This is a genomic window from Campylobacter massiliensis, from assembly GCF_014253065.1.
In the GTDB taxonomy this organism is placed as follows: Bacteria; Campylobacterota; Campylobacteria; order Campylobacterales; family Campylobacteraceae; genus Campylobacter_A; species Campylobacter_A massiliensis.
Genome location: NZ_JACLZK010000001.1, coordinates 1,093,530 through 1,112,998 on the forward strand (window position 1 = coordinate 1,093,530; position 19,469 = coordinate 1,112,998).

The following is a 19,469-nucleotide window of genomic DNA, read 5'->3' on the forward strand; positions in this document are numbered from 1 at the left end:
AGCCGAGCGGCTCTAAATTCGGTTATTTCGATTTTTCTAGGCTAGCTTTGATAAAGCCCAAAACTACGGGATTTGGGTTTGTTAGGCGGCTGGTGAACTCCGGATGAAACTGCACTCCGACAAACCACGGATGCGAGTTTTTAGCGCCTGCCACAGACGAGCTAAGCTCGACAGCCTCGATCAGTCCGTCGCTCTCGCCGCTAACTATCAGGCCGTTTGCTTCAAATTCGGCTCTATATTTCGGATTTGCCTCGTAGCGGTGGCGGTGGCGCTCTTTGACGCTTTTAGCGCCGCCGTAGATTTGACTCAGCAGCGAGCCGGGCTTCACGTCGCAAGTATACGCGCCAAGCCTCATAGTGCCGCCGACCGGGCTTTGATGCGTGCGGATCTGCGTTTGGCCGTGCGCGTCGATGAAACTATCGATAAGGTAGATGATAGGATTTACGCACTCGGGCTTAAATTCGACCGAATTTGCGTCCTCGAGCTTTAGCACGTTGCGGGCAAACTCGATGAGCGCTAGCTGCATACCTAGGCAAATACCAAGATACGGCACGCCGTTTTCGCGGGCGTATTTGATCGCTTCGATCTTGCCGCTCACGCCGCGCTCGCCAAATCCTCCGGCAACTAGCACGCCGCCCACGTCTTTTAGTAGCTCATCGACGTTTGAAGGCTCGATTTTTTCACTATCTATCCATTTTAAATTTACCCTCGCATCAAGGCTCGCGCCCGCGTGGATAATGCTCTCGGTTAGGCTCTTGTAGCTCTCTTTTAGATCGACGTATTTGCCCACAAACGCTATCGTGGTTTCTTTTGTCGGAGCGATGATGCGCTTAACCAGGCTGTCCCAGTTGCGCATATCAAGCTTCAGTTCGCCCAAATTTAAAATTTCGGCGATCGGGGTTAAAACGTCTTGGTTATAAAACGCGAGCGGCACCTGATAGATGCTAGCCGAGTCGATGCTCTCTATGACGCAGTTGCGCTCTACGCCGCAGCTGGCGGCTATTTTATCCTTTAGCTCGCGGTTTAGCGGCTGCTCGGCGCGGCAGATGATCATATCTGGGCTAATGCCGATACGGCGCAGCTCGCCGACGCTGTGCTGAGTAGGCTTGGTTTTTAACTCGCCTGCGACCTTGATAAACGGAACGAGAGTTAGGTGGATATTCATCGCGCGTTTGCGGCCTACCTCGACGCGAAGGGCACGTATAGCCTCCAAAAACGGCAAACCCTCGATGTCGCCTACCGTGCCGCCGATCTCGACGATCAGTATGTCGCGACCCTCGCCCGCCTTTTTGATGCGGTCAACGATTTCGCCCACGATGTGCGGGATTACTTGGATCGTTTTGCCCAAATAGTCGCCTCTGCGCTCTTTTTCGATAACGGAGCTATAGACGCGGCCGGTCGTGAAGTTGTTATCTTGGCTTAGGCTCTCGTCTAAAAATCTCTCATAGTGCCCCAGATCCAGATCCGTCTCCGCGCCGTCGTCGGTGACGAAAACCTCGCCGTGCTCGAGCGGACTCATGGTTCCGGGATCTACGTTGATGTATGGGTCGGCCTTTAGCATGCTCACCTTTAAGCCCGTGTTTTTAAGAAGCGTGGCGATAGAAGCCGCCGCGATGCCCTTGCCTAGCGAGCTTAGCACGCCGCCGGTTATAAAAATATACTTTGTTTCGTTTAGATTTTTTTGCATATCGCGCCTTTTAAATTTTTAGCGAGATTATACCTTATTTAAAATTTATAAACGCTTGTGAGCATAAATAATTTTTCAAGTCTAAAACTTTAAAATAATATTTTAAGTTAAATTTCTGTAGTATGTTAAGTTATGATTAAAAAATATATTAAAAACATCTCGTCTTTGTATATCGACGGCTTTAGGAACATGAAGCTCGGAAAGAGCCTGTGGCTCGTGATAGCTATCAAACTGCTTATAATGTTCGGGATTTTAAAAGTATTTATCTTTGATGAAAGTTTAAATTCGAAATTTGAGAGCGACGAGGCTAAAGCGAACTTCGTCATTTCAAATTTGACAAAGGAATAAAATGTCTGAAATCGCTTCGGTCGATTGGTCTAGAGCACAGTTTGCGCTCACCGCCATATACCATTTTTTGTTTGTTCCGCTCACGCTGGGACTTAGCTTTATCATCGCCATTATGGAGAGTATCTACGTCAAAACGGGCAACGAGCAGTGGCTAAAAATAACCAAATTTTGGCTCAAACTCTTCGGTATAAACTTCGCCATCGGCGTAGCTACCGGTATCATAATGGAATTTGAGTTCGGCACAAACTGGGCGAACTACAGCTGGTTCGTAGGCGATATATTCGGTGCGCCGCTAGCTATCGAGGGCATACTCGCGTTCTTTATGGAGGCGACGTTCTTTGCCGTTATGTTTTTTGGCTGGGATAAGGTTAGCAAGAAATTTCACCTCGTCTCGACCTGGCTCGTGGCTATCGGTTCAAATTTGAGCGCGCTTTGGATCCTCATCGCAAACGGCTGGATGCAGTATCCGATAGGTATGAAATTTAACCCCGCAACCGCAAGAATGGAAATGGAAAATTTCTTTGAAGTAGCGCTTAGCCCGGTAGGTATCATCAAATTTTTACACACCGTAACTAGCGGCTACGTCGCTAGCGCGCTTTTCGTGATAGGAATTTCAGCGTGGTTTATCCTAAAAGGACGCCACCTGATCATGGCTAAAAAATCCATCATCGTAGCGGCAAGCTTCGGGCTTGCGACGTCGCTGTTTTTGATGTTTAGCGGCGACGAGAGCGCATATCAAGTCGCACGCACCCAGCCGATGAAACTAGCCGCGATGGAAGGCCTTTATAAAGGCGAACAAAACGCAGGCCTAGTCGCCATGGGCGTGCTAGATCCGTCTAAAAAACCGGGCGACGGCAAGGACGCGTTTTTGCTCGAATTAAAAGTACCTTACGCGCTTGGAATCATGGCTACTAGAAAATTCGACAGTTTTACTCCGGGCATCGAGGATCTAGTCTACGGCAACGAAGCGCAAAATATAGAAAGCGTCGCAAGCAAGATGGCCAAAGGCTCGCTAGCCGTTAGCGCGCTAGCTAGCTACAACGCCGCTAAAAAATCGGGCGATAAAGCCGCGATGGTGCAAGCCGAGCAAACTCTGGCTCAAAATATGAAATTTCTAGGCTACGGCTACCTAAAATCCCCGGAAAGCGCCGTGCCGCCGGTAGGCATTACGTTTTATAGCTTTCACTTGATGGTGGCTCTTGGTACTTACTTTTTGGCTTTATTTTTGGTCGTTACGTATCTTACGATGGCAAACGATATCGAAAATTTCAAAAAGCTGCTGTGGGTGTGCGTATTTAGTATCCCGCTAGGACTAGTGGCGATCGAGGCGGGCTGGATAGTAGCCGAAGTAGGGCGTCAGCCGTGGGTCGTGCAAGACCTCATGACCGTGGGCGTGGGAGCTACGAATTTAGCCGACACCAACGTCAAAATTTCGTTCTGGCTATTTGCCGTTTTATTTACGGTGCTTTTGATAGCCGAGATAAAAATCATGCTAAAACAGATAAAAATAGGATTTGAAAACCATGCTTAGTTTAGAATTTTTACAAATTTACTGGTGGTGCGTAGTTAGCTTGCTAGGCGGTTTGCTAGTGTTTATGATGTTCGTTCAGGGCGGACAGACGCTGCTTTTTGGGCTTTGCAAAAACGAGCTTCAAAAGGACATGGTGATAAATTCTATCGGGCGCAAATGGGAGCTTACTTTTACCACGCTCGTAATGTTCGGCGGTGCGTGCTTTGCGGCGTTTCCGCTGTTTTATGCCACGAGCTTTGGCGGCGCGTACTGGGTATGGCTGGCGATTTTGTTTTGCTTTATCCTTCAAGCCGTGAGCTACGAATACCGCAAAAAACCGGACAACTTCCTAGGTCAAAAAACCTATGAAATTTTCCTTTTTATAAACGGCTCTTTAGGCGTTATACTCATCGGTATGGCGGTTAGCACGTTTTTTTCGGGTAGCGACTTTTTACTAAACGAACACAACTTCGTACAGTGGCGCACGCCGTTTCGCGGACTTGAAGCGCTGGGCAACATCATGCTCTATCCGCTAGGCATAGCGATGTTTTTCCTAGCTCGCGTGGGCGGAGCGCTCTACCTCATCAACAACATCGACGATGCGGAGATAAGAGTCAATGCTAGAAAAGCGGTGCTAAAAAATACGATTTTGTTTTTGCCGTTCTTTTTGATCTTCATCGCTTGGGTATTTACAAAGACCGGTTTTGCCTACGACGAGAGCGGCGTAGTGAGCTTAGTTGGCTTTAAATACGCTCTAAATTTACTCCAAATGCCGCTTGTAGCCGCGATGATAGTTATAGGCGTCGGACTAGTGCTTTTCGGTATATTTAAAGGCGCGTTTACTACTAGCATCTACGGCGTAGTGCCTTACGGTACGGGCGTAGTGCTAACGGTTATGGGGCTATTTTTGATAGCCGGACTTGCAGACACGGCGTTTTATCCGTCGTTTTCAAATTTACAAAGCTCGCTCACGATCAAAAACGCAAGCTCTAGCCACTACACGCTAAACGTCATGGCTTACGTGAGCCTACTAGTGCCGTTTGTTTTGGGCTATATTTTCGTCGTTTGGCGCGCGATGGACAGCAAAAAGATCACCGCAAGCGAGATAGAGCGCGATCATCACGCATATTAAGGATAAAAATGATAGAAGCGATAGTTTTTCTTTTTCTTTGGGTTTTGGCGCTTTTTGGCGGATATAAATTCGTCCATTTTAACATCAAGCACGTCGAGAAAAACGACGACAAATACTTTGGAAATTTGCGCGAATAAGCGCTGCTCCGCAAATCTCGTTCTACTTAAATTTTAGCTTTTGTCGCTATAATGAAGCTAAAATTTTAAGGAGAACGAGATGTTTGACTTCACTTTTCACAACCCCGTAAAAATACGATTCGGCAGAGGCAAAGAGCGAAATATCGGGCTTTATATGCGCGAATTTGACGCTAAAAGAACCCTACTGATCTACGGCAGCGACCGCATCAAAAAAGACGGACTCTTTGACGCAGTAGTAGCAAGCCTAAAAGAAAACGGCATAGAGTTTATAGAGCTTGGCGGCGTAGTTAGCAACCCCGTGCTAAGCAAAGTTTACGAAGGCATCGAGCTAGCTAGGAAATTTAACGCCGATAGCGTGCTAAGCGTAGGCGGAGGCTCCTGTCTAGATAGCGCCAAAGCTATCGCCGCGGGTGCGCTATACGAGGGCGACGTGTGGGACTTTTTCACGGGCAAGGATCCGAGCCGCGCGTTAAAAATTTTTGACGTCATCACCCTTGCGGCGACCGGTAGCGAGATGAACTCGGGCGCAGTAGTGACAAACGAAGCTACGAAGCAAAAATTCTCCATCCACGGCGACGTCCTATATCCGCTAGTCTCGGTCGTAAATCCGCAGCTACAAAAGAGCGTGAGCCGCGAGTACCTAACCTACTCCGCCGCCGACGTCATAGCGCACAGCATCGAGGGGTACTTCACCGCAAGCGTGCAGCCTAGCATCATCAACCTCTACATCGAAGCCAATATCAAAACCGTGATGAAAACGACTGAAATTTTACTAGCTGACCCCGACAACTACGATGCTAGAGCCGAGTTTGCCTGGGCGGCGACGATGGCGCTAAACGGCCTAACATACGTCGGCACGCACGGCTACTCCTACCCCAACCACATGCTAGAACACGCCATGAGCGCGGTCGTAAACTGCGCACACGGAGCGGGTCTAGCAGTCATAATGCCTGCGTGGATGAAGTGGTATAAGAGCCGAAATTTGGGCGCATTCGAGCGTTTTTCGCGGGAAATTTTCGGCGTAAATTCGGCTGATGAGGGTATCGCCGCCTTTAAAGCGTGGCTTAGCAAAATCGGCGCTCCCGTTAGCCTAAAAGCCGTCGGCATAGAGGGCGAGACGCTAGACGTAGTCGTAAATTTAGCCTACGACTACGCGGCAAACTGGCGTAAAGATAAGCTCTACACGAAGGAAAATATCAAAGAGATTTTTGAGCTGGCGAAGTAAATTTGAGTAAATATATTTTATCGATTATCGCTTTTATAAAATGTACGTGAGGTCGTTTGGCACACAATGGATAGTAAAAGGATTACGGCCGGCAAGCTCAAATTTGAAGTGATATTTGACAGCTGAAATTTAATTATATTGATGTGAGCAGAGCTAATCCGCTTGGTCTAAATTTAACACAAGTTTAAATTTTTAAAATATTCTATTGTACGTTCCAGCCCGTCTTTGATACCTATTTTAGGTGTCCAACCAAGTAATTCTTTTGCGAGAGTAATATTCGGCTTTCTTCTTTTGGGATCATCGGACGGGAGCTCTTTGTGTATGATGGATGATTTTGAATTCGTCAAAGATATAATTATATGTGCTATCTCTTTTATGCTATATTCTTCTGGATTGCCGATATTTACTGGGCCCATTATATCTGTGTTCATAAATTTCACAAGCGCATCCAACGTATCGTCAATATAACAAAAGCTTCTCGTTTGCGACCCGTCACCAAAGATCGTTATATCGCTATTTTTAAGAGCTTGCACTATAAAATTACTGATTACTCGTCCATCGTTTTTAGCCATATTTGGACCATAGCAGTTAAAAAGACGCGCAATTTTTACGTCGACATAATATTGCTGCTTATAACTACTGCACAAGGCCTCGGCAGCTCTTTTTCCCTCGTCATAACAAGCTCTAATACCGATAGGATTTACATTCCCCCAGTAGTCCTCTTTTTGCGGATGCTGCTTTGGGTCGCCGTATACTTCACTGGTTGAGGCTTGCAATATCTTCGCTCCGTATTTTTTTGCAAGACGCAAACAATTTGTTGCGCCAAACACACAAGTTTCAATAGTCTTCACAGGATCTGCTTGATATTTTACGGGCGAAGCCGGACAAGCTAGATTATAAATTTCATCGATAAAATAATCAAACGGCTTAGTAATATCATGCTCTATAAGAGTAAAATTTGGATAATTTTTTAGATGGGCTATATTCTCGCTCGCTCCAGTACTTAAGTCATCAAGACATAGCACATTATGATGCTCTTTTACAAACCTTGTGCATAAATGAGACCCGATAAAGCCGGCCCCACCGGTAACTAAAATAGTTTTATTCATAACGCCTCTTGTATTTATCGTATATTTGTTTCCATGAGCTAGAAATTTTCTCTTTAAATGGCGCCTTTTCACATCTTGGGATAAAGTCGCCTCGGTTTGACGCGTAATCTTTAAAATTCCCGCAGTATTTACAAAACTCCTTAAAATGCTCTTGTAGCTTTTCGGCTGTTACTTCTTTTAGACTTTTTACCCCCTTGTTGCCTTCCAAAACCCTATCAATACTACCACAAACAGAGCAACCATAATAGCCGTTTTTATTTAGACCTATACCACAATAAGAAGCAACCCAGCAAGCTGCAGAGTAATCCGCATCTTTAAAATTTATATCGTCGATTGGGGCATCGTTAAAAGGAGTAAAATAATCGACCAAATTTTTAGTTTTAAACGAACCATAATCGATCCTAACGTTTTTAAATAGCTCGGCTTGTTTACAAAGCTCTTTTGCTTGTTTTGTAAAGCCATTTGAAACAACCTGAATAATAACATCAGAATAAAAACTATCCGCATACTCTATTTGTAAAATTTCAACAATACACAAAAAATCTTTATGCAAAGTAGGCTCACCACCCAAAATATTAATAAGCTTCCATTTTTTATCTAAAAATTTGCTCTCGCTAACAAAATGCCTTATATCATCGATCGTCATGACCTCGGCTGAGGGTGCGTGTCCGCAAGATCTATTGCACCCCTTGCATTTTAGATTGCACTCGAATGTTATATCGATTTCGATCATATCCAAATTAGAAAGAAACTTTTTTCGCCCTTTAACTACATCTTTTGGCGATAGCTGCGGTTTTTCAAGAATCTCTTTTATAGACTGCTCTTTAATTTCTCTATTTGCATCTTTTTTATCATAATCACGCTCGTAATAGTAGTTAATAAAATCCATCTGCAACGGCGATGAACTCATTTCAACTATAGGAACCATCATGGCGTAGTCATCGCACTTTTCTATCCATTTTCGCTTACTTAACTTTGCTTCTTTGTCCTCGTACATAAAATAAGAAAGCGGAACCGAGTCAAAAAGATATTTTTTAAATGTTTTTAGATGTTGCCATACATTACCACCGGTTTTTCGAGGTTCCATAAAATTTACCGGATAACGATAGTGTGGCCCAAGTCTATATGTTTGATGCACACGCCCGCAAGTCATATCTACGCCCCACATATCGTACTTTTTATAAATATCAAAAAGAGCTTCTTTGCCTATTAGCGCATCATCAGTATCAACACATACTATGATCGATTCTGGGTTATCGCAATAATAATGAATTGCTAGATATTCGCACTGCATTTTTGTTTGCAAGGTGCGACCTTTGATAAAAGTTACCCTATCTTTATATGGCTTAATGATTTGCTCAATAAATATTGAAATACCGGAGTTTGAGCAATCGTCATAAAAAATAACTCCGAATTCTTGAAATGTTTGACTAATCAAAGAAAACCACATGCGTAAAAATTTATGGATAGACAAATCCTTAAAACAAGAGAGCACTATCATCTTTTCACTACGCTTCGGTGCACACCACTCATAAAACGAACCATTGCAATCAAACTCGCTAAACTGTAAATTTGGTATACAGCCCTGCTCTACCCTATCCAAGATATTCATCCAACTATAAGCGTTTGTTTTTCGGTAATTTTGTGGATGGATATAGTAGCTGCGTCTATCTCCGCCTCTTATAGAGCAAAATCCAGTATCTTTTTGCAGTTTTTCTAATGAACGGTACCAAGTAAGTTGTAATTTTAAATTTTCATCAATCGTATTTGGCAGAGGTCTAACGCTAAAAAGTCGCCTTTTATCAAAAAGCCCCATTCTAACTTCTGGCACAAAACCGCCGTTTTCAAAGCCAAAATAAGCCTTGGATTCTTGATTATAGATATTAAAACCGACAAACAAGACACTTTTATTTTTTTGAATTTCGCTTATCATATCGGTTAAAAATGAGTGATTAATATCTATCCTACCGATAAGTACATCACTATCCATCTGTAAAACATAATCCCCTTCGCATTTCTCAAAAGCGTAAAGCTGCGAGCTTATGGGGATATTTGTCGCGGAATGCGTTTGGCTAGTCTCGACATTAAACCATTCTTTGTTTATCCTAGTTGTTTCATCGGTATCATAAATCACAAATCTATCAATAATACGTTTTTGACGCAAATTTTCCACAACATCTATAAGTTTTTCAAAATCGGCATTGTCTGTAAACTGCCTAGCAAAATCACCCTGTTTCGTATCGATAGAAACTACGACTTCATAAAAACCGTTTGGGCAAGAGAGTTGCTTGACGATGTGTTTAATATTTGCTTCTATCGTCTGCACATCTTGCGCGCATGTTTTTATAAGTAAAGAGACTTTCTCTTTTATTGGAGTTAAATTTTTATAACCAATGGCGATTAGTCGCGGTTCAAAATCATTGTTTTCGTTTAAAATAATATCCGAAATTTGAATATCACAAAGATAGAGATTTTCTTTTATTTTTGAAAAAAATAAGTCCTCAAGATGCGGGAGCGTTTTTGCATTATAAATTTCATACTCTAAATTTGAAAATTTATTTATTAGCATATCTTGAAATGCTATTTTCGACTCTGCAAATATTATACTGGAAAATACTTCGTTTATAAATTCACGCGCGCCCTCTAGTTGGGGTAGGTCAAAGTTATTAACCGCGCTTCTTTGCAGTTTTTTTAATTGCGGATTATCCTGCTCATGCAAAAATAGATACATTCTAATGCATGCATTTAAAAATAGATTATCGCTATAATATACGCTAGCGTCCATATCGACTAATTTTAAATTTTCGCCTACTCGAATAAAATTCTCTTTTTTGCAATCCTGTACTATAATCTTTTTTTGCCAGCACTCAGTCAAAAATAAAATAATATCTTTTTGCGTAAATTTATCCACTGGAGTAGACGGTTCGTATTTGTATTTTTGAATAAATACATTTTGGTATTCTATCACCTCTTCAAGATGATAAAATGACTTAAAGTCTTCTTTTTCAAAGAAAAAGGTTAGATGCCTATAAGTACTCCATTTATTCTTACCCTTAAAAAACGGCATGATTACTTTATACACATGCGCGTTATCATGAAACACCACACCTTCAAAGCCTTGTCCGAGATAATGAATATCTTTTATCCCCATATCATCTAAGATATCTTTAGCTTTTATTTTTCTTGCTTCATTTTGCATAGCCGTAACGCTTCCTCATATAGTTGTTTCCTAGCACTTAGGTATTTTTCTGTTTGCTTGTTGTCTGCTGTTTTGGTTCCGCTTAGATTATAAATCGTAAGCAAAATATCCTCGGCAAATTCTATTTTTAAATTTTTATCATTGAGTAAAAGCCGTACAAACAAAAAATGATCTTCCGCGCTCGCAATTTCAGGATAGTCTTGCAAACTATTTGGTGTTATAAAAAGATTGCAAGAGGGAAGCTCCGCCTCGGCGATACCATCACTCATGCGCTTTAAACGATTTAAAAGATATGTCATATCGGCTAGCTTTGGCGTTGCTATATTAACTCGATCAATAATTTTTCCATCAAGCCTTAGGTAGTTTCCCGCCACCAGAACATCGGGCTTGATATCATCAAATTTACGCTCTATCTTTGAAAGAACATTTTGGCTAGCATATTCATCATCTGCATCTAACCGACCGACAAATGCTACATTTTCAAAAAGAGTTTTTATATATCGATTTATATCATTTCTCGTTTTGGCTGCGTGATAATTTTTCGTACCTACAACTATTACTTTTTCGTTTCTAAGGATATCGCTAACGCTGTTTTTCCAACCATCACCGGAATTATCATCCATTATCAAAATCCAAACATCGCGTTTTGCGTCCTTTTGCGCAAGAATCGACTCCAAACAGCGACGTAAAGTATTTTTATTATTATGGACTGCAACTCCAATCACTATCTTTTCCGTTTTTGAATATTTGTGAACAAGATTAAAAATTTTTTTAATATTATCGGACTCTTGATAACCAAAAAGTCTTTTGGCTCTTTGTAAAGCTTGATCAAGCAAGTCTTGAGAGTAGAGCCTGATATATTTTATATGAAAGCTATTTAAACCATCTGTTTTAGTAGTAAAATTTGACGTAACGCTATCTTTTGAAACAAAGTGATTAATAAGTGCTATTGGGACAATCTTTATATTTTTATTTAAATACTTTTGCAAAAAACGAATCATCAAGTCCCTATCTGTACAGCTTGCAAGCGTTTCGTCAAAGCCGCCTATGCTTCTTAAAGCACCGAAACGAAAAAACATATTACTGCCCTGAATACCGGGATTACCTTTCAAAAAGTTGTTAATGTTTATATCCTCTACGCCAAAGAAACTACATATATCGCAATCGCTTCGTTTTATAAAACCAAAGACGGCATCAGGCGTTTTAAGCGATGACGTCACCGCATCATAACAACTATTGATATATTCTTTACACCAGCTATCATCGTCATCTAAAATAGCTACATAATCATCTTCGGTAAAAATTTTTTCATACCATTTAATCCCGGAATTCCAAGCCCCCGTTCCACTCATATGCGGGGTTCGTGAGTTTTTTATGTAATGAATTTTGTTATTTTTTAGTTCTAAAATTCTCCGCTCTATGTCTTTGCTTGCAGATTCATTTTGATTATCGTCGACGATAAGGATATGATCGGGGCTTCGGTTTTGATTAAGAACAGAATATAATGAGCGTGAAAAAAGTAAAACATTTCTATTTGAAGATGAAGCTATTATCACGCCGATTCTAGGCTTTTTCATTCTTATTGTAGTACTCTTGATAAAAATTATTTTAAGGACATATTTAAATTTTCACAGATTACAAAAGCCCTATGTAATCAGAGGAACATAAGGCCTTGTTTTATTTAAAAAAGTTTGTCTATCTCGACTATACTATTGGTTTACGCCTCCAAAATCGCTCCGTTGCTAGCGTTCGTTACCAGCTTGCGATACATTCGTAGCCAGCGATACGGCAGCGGTTTTTCAATCGGTTTAAATTTAGCTCTGCGGTCGGCTATCTCGGCCTCGTTTAGGCGCACGTTGATCGCATATGTATCCACGTCGATGTCGATGATGTCGCCGTCTTCTAGCAATCCGATCATACCGCCCTCGGCAGCTTCGGGGCTCACGTGCCCGACGCTAAGTCCTCTCGTAGCGCCGCTAAAACGCCCGTCCGTGATCAGCGCCACGTCCGCGCCGAGACCTCGCCCCATGATTAGGCTCGTAGGGCTTAGCATCTCCTGCATACCCGGGCCTCCGCGCGGCCCTTCGTAGCGGATAACGACCACGTCGCCTTTATTTACCTTGCCGCTTGAGATGCCCTCTATCGCCTCGTCTTGGCTGTTAAAGCAGACCGCCTTGCCGCTAAATTTACGCTCGCCGATGATGCCCGCGGTCTTGATGACGCAGCCCTGCTCGGCTAAATTTCCAAACAAAATCGCCAGCCCGCCGACTTGCGAGTAGGCGTTTTCGATCTTACGGATAACCGATTCGTCTTTTATGGCGCTAGCTCCGACGCGCTCGCCTAGGCTTTCGCCGCTTACCGTTAGCGCGTCTAGACCCAGCAGTCCGTTGTCGCGGCGCGAAATTTCATTTATCACGGCGCTTAGTCCGCCCGCACGGTCGATGTCCTCCATATGCACGTTTGGCAGGCTAGGGCTGATTTTGGCGATGTGAGCGATCTTTCGGCTGATCTCGTTAAGTCCCGCGATCTGTAAATTTACCCCAGCTTCGCGCGCGATAGCTAGGATGTGCAGCACGGTGTTGCTGCTGCCGCCCATCGCCATATCGACTACTAGGGCGTTTTGGATCGATTTTTCATTCACGATATTTCGGATTTTGTATTTTTCATCGAGCGCTATCTCGCAAATTCGGCGTCCCGCCTCGCGGATAAGCTCCTCACGCTCAGGCGTAAGCGCGGGCACCGTGCCGTTGCCTTTTAGCGCGATACCCATCGCTTCGCACAGCGTATTCATCGAGTTTGCCGTAAACATCCCCGAGCAGCTGCCTCCGCTCGGACAGGCGGCGCACTCGATCTCTTTTAGCTCCTCGGCGCTGATCTCTTTGGTTTCAAATTTACCCACCGCCTCAAACGCAGTCGCAAGGTCGATCGGCTCGCCTTTTTTGGTGTAGCCCTTTTTCATCGGGCCGCCGCTTATGAAAACCGTCGGCACGTTCACGCGAAGCGCGCCCATCACCATGCCGGGCACGATTTTATCGCAGTTTGGCATGCACACGAGAGCGTCTAGGGCGTGTGCATTCATCACCGTTTCGATCGAGTTTGCGATCAGCTCGCGGCTAGGCAGGCTATAAAGCATCCCGCTATGCCCCATCGCGATGCCGTCATCCACGCCGATACAGTTAAACTCAAACGGCACGCAGCCGTTTTTGCGGATCTCGTCTTTTAAAATTTCGGAGTATTTGTTGAGGAAAAAATGCCCCGGTATGATCTCTATGAAGCTATTTGCCACGCCGATGAAGGGCTTTTCAAAGTCCTCGTCCTTTAGCCCGGTCGCTCTTAGCAAGCTTCTGTGCGGCGCGCGCGTATAGCCTTTTTTGATGATGTCGCTTCTCAAATTTGATCCTTTTAGTGGAATTTAGTCGATTTTATCAATTATTTAATTACATAAGTATAAAAATTTGAAAGGGTGTGCACGACACGGCAATTATATGTACAATATCTAAAATTTACGTTTTATCGTGAGAAAATTTGAGCCAGAAAGCTCAAATTTAAGCGCAAAGCGGAGCTTGCCTCGCGCTTATAAAAGCTAGAGCGATTTTAGCCGCTCTAGCCTAGCGAAGATAAAATCAATCCGCTACTTTCATCGCGCCGCCCGCGCCAAGACCGCCTTTTACGGTTTGCATTTTGTAGTTTCTGACAGCGTCGATTAGGTTATTCATCGAGTCGGTGAAGGCCGCGACGATGACTTTACCCTCAGGAGTGTTGGCGTAGGCTCCTAGCGATCCGCCGGCTTTGCTGCCAAACAGGCTTCCAAGACCCGCAAAGTCCATATTTCTAGCGCTTCCCTCGGCTGCCGCTAGTTGTACGCCGGAGCGGTTTTCGATGAGGGTTAGCATAGTGCTCACGTCGCTCGTGCTAAAACTACCCGCGACCGAACCCGCGACCGAACCAAATAGCGCGCCCACGACGCCGCCTAGGCCGCTAGTGTTGCTCTCGCTAAAAGTTATCGTAGGAGTTAAGGTGTAGTCCGCAGCGACCATCTGACCTTTTTTGAAATTCGAGTTCTTTCTAAGCTCGCCCGATTCCATCAATGCGCGCTCTTCTAGCATTTGGTTAAATGCCTTGCTACGCTCGACGACGACGAAGCAGTTTGACTGCTGAGCTAGGAGTCTAAGAACCGGAACGGTGGATGTTAGCTTGTACTGTTTAGTTACGACGGAGTACCAGTCGCTGTTTCTGTCCTCGTAAATCGTAAGCGTACCCATAGACTCGGTGCATCTGGTTAGTCCGGGATTTGCATTTTGGACGTTTGAGCCCGCAGCCGCGCCCGTAGCTGCAGTCTTAGCACCTGGCGAACCCATACTCATAGACGACATGCAACCCGTCAAAAGAAAAGGCAAAGCCAAAACCGCGATCTTCGATGCGCTAAAAAGCGATTTTTTCATTAATAACTCCTTGGGGAAATTTACAAAATTGTAATATATTTGCGCTAAAAATTTACTTTATTTTAAATTTGATGTTATAAAATGATTTAGAAATAACCAGAAAGGATTTGACATGAAAAAACTTGTTTTAATCGCTATTTTTTCAGCGCTTTGTTTAAATTTTGCAAATGCTTACGACAATTATTCAAACGAATCTTTAATAGTAATCCCGGATAACAGCTACAAATACAAAAAACGCCGCCACCGAGATAGATACGACGACGATGTAATAATATATATGGACCCTCCCTACGGCCGCTACAAACAAAGCGACCGAGGCAGAGACTACCGCGACAAACTAGTAGATCAATACATCAAAAACAACAACATAAAAAAAGGCGGCTCAAATAAATCCGACGACCGAAGCTACGAGAGAGGCTACGACGACGGATACGATGACGGATACCGCGACAGACGAGATGATTATTACTATTCGCCTCGCCCGCAAATAGGCATCCGCGTTAAATAAATTTGACGCCCGTTCGCCGCTAGTCGTCAAATTTGGCCGGCGGCGAAATTTGATTTACGAATTTGATTTACAAAAAGGAAAATAATGCTAACCAACCCCGTCGTGATCAGTATCCTCGTGATGACCGCGCTTTGTTTGCTGCGATTTAACATCCTGCTTTCCATCCTCGTCTCCTCCCTAGTCGCGGGACTCATCTATCACGGCGGATTTGCCGGCGTAGGAGCCTTTTTTGGCGCATTAACGGCCACCACCTCTACGCTGATAACCGGCATGAAGGGCAACCTAGAAACCTCGCTCAGCTACATACTGCTCGGCGCGCTCGCAGCTGCGATAGCCAACACGAATCTAACCGCGATCCTCATAAACGCCGTTAGCAAGGCTCTAGCAAAAACCAGCACCTATTTTGCTCTGATAATCGCTTCTATCGCGTGCTTTTCGCAAAATTTGATCCCGGTTCACATAGCTTTCATCCCGATTCTCATCCCGCCGCTTTTGCCGCTGATGAACCGTCTAGGCATCGACCGCCGAGCCGTTGCGTGCGCTCTTACTTTTGGACTAAAGGCGCCGTACGTGAGCCTTAGTGTGGGCTTTGGACTTATCTTTCACGGTATCATCAAAAAAGAGCTCGCAAACAACGGCGTAGAGGTGCAGATGAGCGAGATCTCAAGCGTGATGTGGATCGGCGGCCTTTCTATGCTAGTTGGATTGCTTTTAGCGGTTTTCGTCTTTTACCGCAAAAAACGCGACTACGCGCACACTAAATTTGAAACAAGCGAGGAGCAAGAGGCGCAGATGGCCGCAGACCTAAAAATGACGAAAAAAGAGTGGGCGGTGCTAGGCGGCGCGGTAGCGGCGTTTGGAGTGCAAATTTATACCGAAAGTATGCCGCTTGGCGCGCTTTTAGGACTGCTAGTTATGGTGGTTTTCGGCGGTATCGAGTACCGTAAAATCGACAAAATCATGGACAGCGGCCTAGCGATGATGGGTTTTATCGCATTTATCATGCTCGTTGCGGCAGGCTTTGGCTCGGTTTTGCGCGAGAGCGGCGGTATCGAGCAGCTAGTGAGCTTTGCTAGCGCGGTCGCCGGCGGCAAAATGGGCGGCGCGATACTTATGCTAGCTATCGGTTTGCTAGTTACCATGGGTATCGGCACGAGCTTTGGTACGATACCGATCATTGCGGCGATCTACGTGCCGTTTTCGCTATCGCTGGGTTTTTCTCCGGCGGCTATTATCTTGCTAGTTGGTATCGCGGCGGCCTTGGGCGATGCGGGCAGTCCCGCTAGCGATAGCACGCTAGGGCCTACGAGCGGTCTAAATGCCGACGGACAGCACAATCATATTTACGATACGTGCGTGCCGACGTTTATATTCTTTAATATACCGCTGTTAATCGGCGGCGTTATAGGCGCGATGATTTTGTAAATTTGGTGGCTTGTCTTTCTCCTTTATACTTCGTTAGAAATTTCGCCGAAGCTCGGTTACATACTGCTTGTATGCGTCCTCGCTCGGCTCATTTCCGCCTCGTCTAAAAAGGAGAAATACGGCGCCTTGCCTTTTTGCGTTCAAATTTGAAGTCAAATTTTATAAATTTGAGTTGCCGAGACCCTCATCTTAAAATTTCTAAAAACCATTAATCTTTGCTCATATACTCTTTTTCGCTACTACCTTCACAAATACTAAACCAAATTTAAAATTTGGAACATCTTTTGCTTAAGTGATCTCAAAATTTACTTTTCAAAAAGGATAAAGCTATGATGAGATCACTTTGGTCGGGCGTTACCGGACTTCAAGCCCACCAGATCGCTATGGACGTCGAGGGCAACAACATCGCCAACGTCAACACAGTCGGATTTAAATACAGCCGCGCAAATTTCGACGACCTTATCTACCAAACTTCACGCATCGCTACCGGCCCGCAAAATCGCCACGGCGGCGTAAATAGCATGCAAGTCGGCCTTGGCACGCAGGTAAATTCGACGACTAAAATTTTTAAGCAAGGCTCTTTGCAAACTACCGACAAACAAACCGACATCGCGCTTCAAGGCGACGGATTTTTCATGGTTAGCCCGGATGGCGGCAAGACTACCTACTACACCAGAAATGGCGACTTTTCAAGAGATAGCGTAGGAAATTTCGTCGATAACGGCGGAAACATCGTACAAGGATGGATGAGAGACGAAGAAACCGGAGAGATAGATCCAACTAGACCTATCAGCGACATAAATATCCCTGCAGGCCTAACCGTCCCGGCTCGCGCCACGACAAATATTACGTTAAAAGGAAACTTAGATAGCGGTAATGACGTAGGCGCTAAAAAGATCCCTATCTATCAACTCGATCAATACCACAACTGGGCCGATACGGGCAAAGACGGCATCAAAGTAGACGCCGAAAAGCACGAGGAAAATAACGTCGGCGAAAATAGATTTTACGTGAACAAAAACGGCGAACAAAAGATGACGGAGCGCGGCGCAGATCTTGGAGTGCTATTTAACAACAACGGCGACGCGTATAATCTCCGCACCGGTCAAGGTATCTGGGCCAGCTATGCAGATGCCAAAACCAAGGCTCTAAACGTAGGCGCTCAGCCGGACGGAAGATTTGGCGCTACAAAGCAGCTTGATATCACGCTAAACGGCGAAAAAATAGTCGCTAGCGTAACTAGCGTCAGCGAACTAGCATCGGCTATAAACGAAAAATATACTAAAACCGGCGTAGAAGCAAGCGTTATAAACGGTAATCAGCTCGTTTTAACGAATAGAAATAATTTAGGCACGACCGTCAACACTAAAAATATAAAGATGACCGTAAACGGCGCAAATAACATAGGAAATGACTTCGTAACGACTAATATCATCACGGCGTATCAATATACCTACAACAAAACGCAAGTCAATACCACTCATACCTATAACGACTCTATGGCTAGAGAGGTAACGACTACCGAAGACCTTCGCGAAGCTATGCAAAGAGACGCGAGACTATGGACGAACTACACCGGAACAGTCGTAGGAAATGCCGGAACGCCTCCTAACATAACTCCTAATCAAGGAACTTTTACGGGTGCTTTAAACGATAACAAAAACGACGGCGTAGAGGTAACCGTAAACGAGCACGGACAGTTTCAGATCAAAAACCCTTCTGGCGACGCATTTAACTCAGACGACGGCGACGATACAGACGATACTACCGGCAATGCAGGCACAGCTAACACAAACACCGACGTTAACGACCACAATATGAATTTAACAATCACGGGTCTTAGTAATGCTGCAAACAACATAACCGAAAACGTCAAATTTACGGCATCTATGGCGCCGCTTTCAGGCTCTATAAGCCCGGGTAACGCCGCAAGGGTAACAGATAGCCTAAACATGGCCGCTCACAGCTCTAGCACCGATCTTTTCGATAGCTTGGGCACGAAACACAACATCAAAATGGACTTCGTAAAACGCGGCTACACGCCAAACGGCGGAACCGAGTGGACGATGGTTATCCAAGTAGCCGAACCAAACCGCATCAATCAAAACGGCGAGCCTGCAAACGTGATAACGGGCTACGTGAGATTTAACCCGGACGGCTCGCTAGCAACCTATAGCCCGGCTAGCATAACCTTCGGCGCACAAAACGGCTCGGCCGACGGCCAACATATCGAGCTAAAACTAGGAACTACGGCTCAGATGGACGGTCTAGCCAGCACCGATAACGACTCGAGCACCGCCGACATCAGCCAGGACGGCTACGCTAGCGGCGAGCTAAACGGCATCAGGATAGATCAAAGCGGAACTCTAGTCGGCTCGTTTACGAACGGCCGAAGCCTAGGACTAGCGCAAGTAGGCGTGGCTAAATTTGCCAACAACGAGGGATTGGCTAGCGAGGGCGGAAATCTTTTCTCCCGCACGGCAAACTCCGGCGATCCGATCATCGGCGCGGCACAGACGGCTGGACGCGGTAAGATCTCGGCCTCTAGCCTTGAGATGAGTAACGTAGATCTATCTCGCTCGCTAACTCAGCTCATCGTCGTACAGCGCGGCTTCCAAGCCAACTCAAAGACGATCACGACTAGCGACGAAATGCTAAACACGCTGCTTCAACTAAAATAATTTATTTCTTCGGGCTTTAGTTTCGTCTAAAGCCCTTTTTATTCATTTTTAGCTAAATTTACCGCT

14 protein-coding genes are annotated in these 19,469 nt (G+C 44.7%); 8 read left to right on the plus strand and 6 right to left on the minus strand.

Annotated elements, in window-relative coordinates; genetic code table 11:
* Positions 1-22 precede the first annotated feature (22 nt).
* Positions 23-1,687 (minus strand): CTP synthase, encoded by a 1,665-nt coding sequence (locus H7R39_RS05195; protein WP_185898247.1) that lies wholly within the window; start codon positions 1,685-1,687, stop codon positions 23-25.
* Positions 1,688-1,819: 132 nt separating this feature from the next.
* Between H7R39_RS05195 and H7R39_RS05200 the strand changes: the two genes are divergently transcribed.
* The 5 genes from H7R39_RS05200 (at position 1,820) to H7R39_RS05215 (ending at position 6,039) form a co-directional block, all read left to right on the plus strand.
* On the plus strand, positions 1,820-2,035 hold the full coding sequence (locus H7R39_RS05200) for a DUF4492 domain-containing protein (protein WP_004321680.1): 216 nt from the start codon (positions 1,820-1,822) through the stop codon (positions 2,033-2,035).
* 1 nt (position 2,036) lies between these two features.
* On the plus strand, positions 2,037-3,566 hold the full coding sequence (locus H7R39_RS05205) for a cytochrome ubiquinol oxidase subunit I (protein ID WP_185898248.1): 1,530 nt from the start codon (positions 2,037-2,039) through the stop codon (positions 3,564-3,566).
* Entirely contained in the window at positions 3,559-4,677 is a 1,119-nt protein-coding gene (locus H7R39_RS05210; RefSeq protein WP_185898249.1) for a cytochrome d ubiquinol oxidase subunit II, read from the plus strand. The genes H7R39_RS05205 and H7R39_RS05210 overlap by 8 nt, the downstream gene beginning before the upstream one ends.
* An 8-nt stretch (positions 4,678-4,685) precedes the next feature.
* Positions 4,686-4,814: a hypothetical protein gene (locus tag H7R39_RS11455; RefSeq protein ID WP_002943393.1), complete on the plus strand. Its 129-nt coding sequence runs from the start codon at positions 4,686-4,688 to the stop codon at positions 4,812-4,814.
* 79 nt (positions 4,815-4,893) lie between these two features.
* Positions 4,894-6,039: an iron-containing alcohol dehydrogenase gene (locus tag H7R39_RS05215; RefSeq protein WP_185898250.1), complete on the plus strand. Its 1,146-nt coding sequence runs from the start codon at positions 4,894-4,896 to the stop codon at positions 6,037-6,039.
* Between the two features lie 173 nt (positions 6,040-6,212).
* Here the strand turns inward: H7R39_RS05215 and H7R39_RS05220 are convergent, their stop codons facing one another.
* The 5 genes from H7R39_RS05220 to H7R39_RS05240 all read right to left on the minus strand — a co-directional run bounded on the left by H7R39_RS05220 (position 6,213) and on the right by H7R39_RS05240 (position 14,789).
* Positions 6,213-7,148: a UDP-glucuronic acid decarboxylase family protein gene (locus H7R39_RS05220; RefSeq protein WP_185898251.1), complete on the minus strand. Its 936-nt coding sequence runs from the start codon at positions 7,146-7,148 to the stop codon at positions 6,213-6,215.
* A complete protein-coding gene (locus H7R39_RS05225) occupies positions 7,141-10,347 on the minus strand; it encodes a radical SAM protein (RefSeq protein ID WP_185898252.1) in 3,207 nt (1,068 codons plus the stop codon). The genes H7R39_RS05220 and H7R39_RS05225 overlap by 8 nt, the downstream gene beginning before the upstream one ends.
* Positions 10,323-11,924, minus strand: coding sequence for a glycosyltransferase family 2 protein (locus H7R39_RS05230; RefSeq protein WP_185898253.1), 1,602 nt, complete (start codon positions 11,922-11,924; stop codon positions 10,323-10,325). The genes H7R39_RS05225 and H7R39_RS05230 overlap by 25 nt, the downstream gene beginning before the upstream one ends.
* A gap of 140 nt (positions 11,925-12,064) precedes the next feature.
* A complete protein-coding gene (gene ilvD / locus H7R39_RS05235) occupies positions 12,065-13,738 on the minus strand; it encodes a dihydroxy-acid dehydratase (protein ID WP_185898254.1) in 1,674 nt (557 codons plus the stop codon).
* 232 nt (positions 13,739-13,970) lie between these two features.
* Entirely contained in the window at positions 13,971-14,789 is an 819-nt protein-coding gene (locus tag H7R39_RS05240) for a CsgG/HfaB family protein (RefSeq protein ID WP_185898255.1), read from the minus strand.
* Positions 14,790-14,901: 112 nt separating this feature from the next.
* On the opposite strand from H7R39_RS05240, the gene H7R39_RS05245 reads away from it, so the two are divergent.
* The 3 genes from H7R39_RS05245 (at position 14,902) to flgE (ending at position 19,403) form a co-directional block, all read left to right on the plus strand.
* Positions 14,902-15,297 (plus strand): hypothetical protein, encoded by a 396-nt coding sequence (locus tag H7R39_RS05245; protein WP_185898256.1) that lies wholly within the window; start codon positions 14,902-14,904, stop codon positions 15,295-15,297.
* A gap of 84 nt (positions 15,298-15,381) precedes the next feature.
* On the plus strand, positions 15,382-16,722 hold the full coding sequence (locus H7R39_RS05250) for a Na+/H+ antiporter family protein (RefSeq protein ID WP_185898257.1): 1,341 nt from the start codon (positions 15,382-15,384) through the stop codon (positions 16,720-16,722).
* Positions 16,723-17,051: 329 nt separating this feature from the next.
* Positions 17,052-19,403, plus strand: a complete 2,352-nt coding sequence (gene flgE, locus H7R39_RS05255; protein WP_185898258.1) for a flagellar hook protein FlgE — start codon at positions 17,052-17,054, stop codon at positions 19,401-19,403.
* Positions 19,404-19,469 lie beyond the last annotated feature (66 nt).

Bases quoted from the DNA above. Each gene is read 5' to 3' on its own strand.
- H7R39_RS05195 (WP_185898247.1), bottom strand. From the start codon at position 1,687: ATGCAAAAAAATCTAAACGAAACAAAGTATATTTTTATAACCGGCGGC.
- H7R39_RS05200 (WP_004321680.1), top strand. From the start codon at position 1,820: ATGATTAAAAAATATATTAAAAACATCTCGTCTTTGTATATCGACGGC.
- H7R39_RS05205 (WP_185898248.1), top strand. From the start codon at position 2,037: ATGTCTGAAATCGCTTCGGTCGATTGGTCTAGAGCACAGTTTGCGCTC.
- H7R39_RS05210 (WP_185898249.1), top strand. From the start codon at position 3,559: ATGCTTAGTTTAGAATTTTTACAAATTTACTGGTGGTGCGTAGTTAGC.
- H7R39_RS11455 (WP_002943393.1), top strand. From the start codon at position 4,686: ATGATAGAAGCGATAGTTTTTCTTTTTCTTTGGGTTTTGGCGCTTTTT.
- H7R39_RS05215 (WP_185898250.1), top strand. From the start codon at position 4,894: ATGTTTGACTTCACTTTTCACAACCCCGTAAAAATACGATTCGGCAGA.
- H7R39_RS05220 (WP_185898251.1), bottom strand. From the start codon at position 7,148: ATGAATAAAACTATTTTAGTTACCGGTGGGGCCGGCTTTATCGGGTCT.
- H7R39_RS05225 (WP_185898252.1), bottom strand. From the start codon at position 10,347: ATGCAAAATGAAGCAAGAAAAATAAAAGCTAAAGATATCTTAGATGAT.
- H7R39_RS05230 (WP_185898253.1), bottom strand. From the start codon at position 11,924: ATGAAAAAGCCTAGAATCGGCGTGATAATAGCTTCATCTTCAAATAGA.
- H7R39_RS05240 (WP_185898255.1), bottom strand. From the start codon at position 14,789: ATGAAAAAATCGCTTTTTAGCGCATCGAAGATCGCGGTTTTGGCTTTG.
- H7R39_RS05245 (WP_185898256.1), top strand. From the start codon at position 14,902: ATGAAAAAACTTGTTTTAATCGCTATTTTTTCAGCGCTTTGTTTAAAT.
- H7R39_RS05250 (WP_185898257.1), top strand. From the start codon at position 15,382: ATGCTAACCAACCCCGTCGTGATCAGTATCCTCGTGATGACCGCGCTT.
- flgE (WP_185898258.1), top strand. From the start codon at position 17,052: ATGATGAGATCACTTTGGTCGGGCGTTACCGGACTTCAAGCCCACCAG.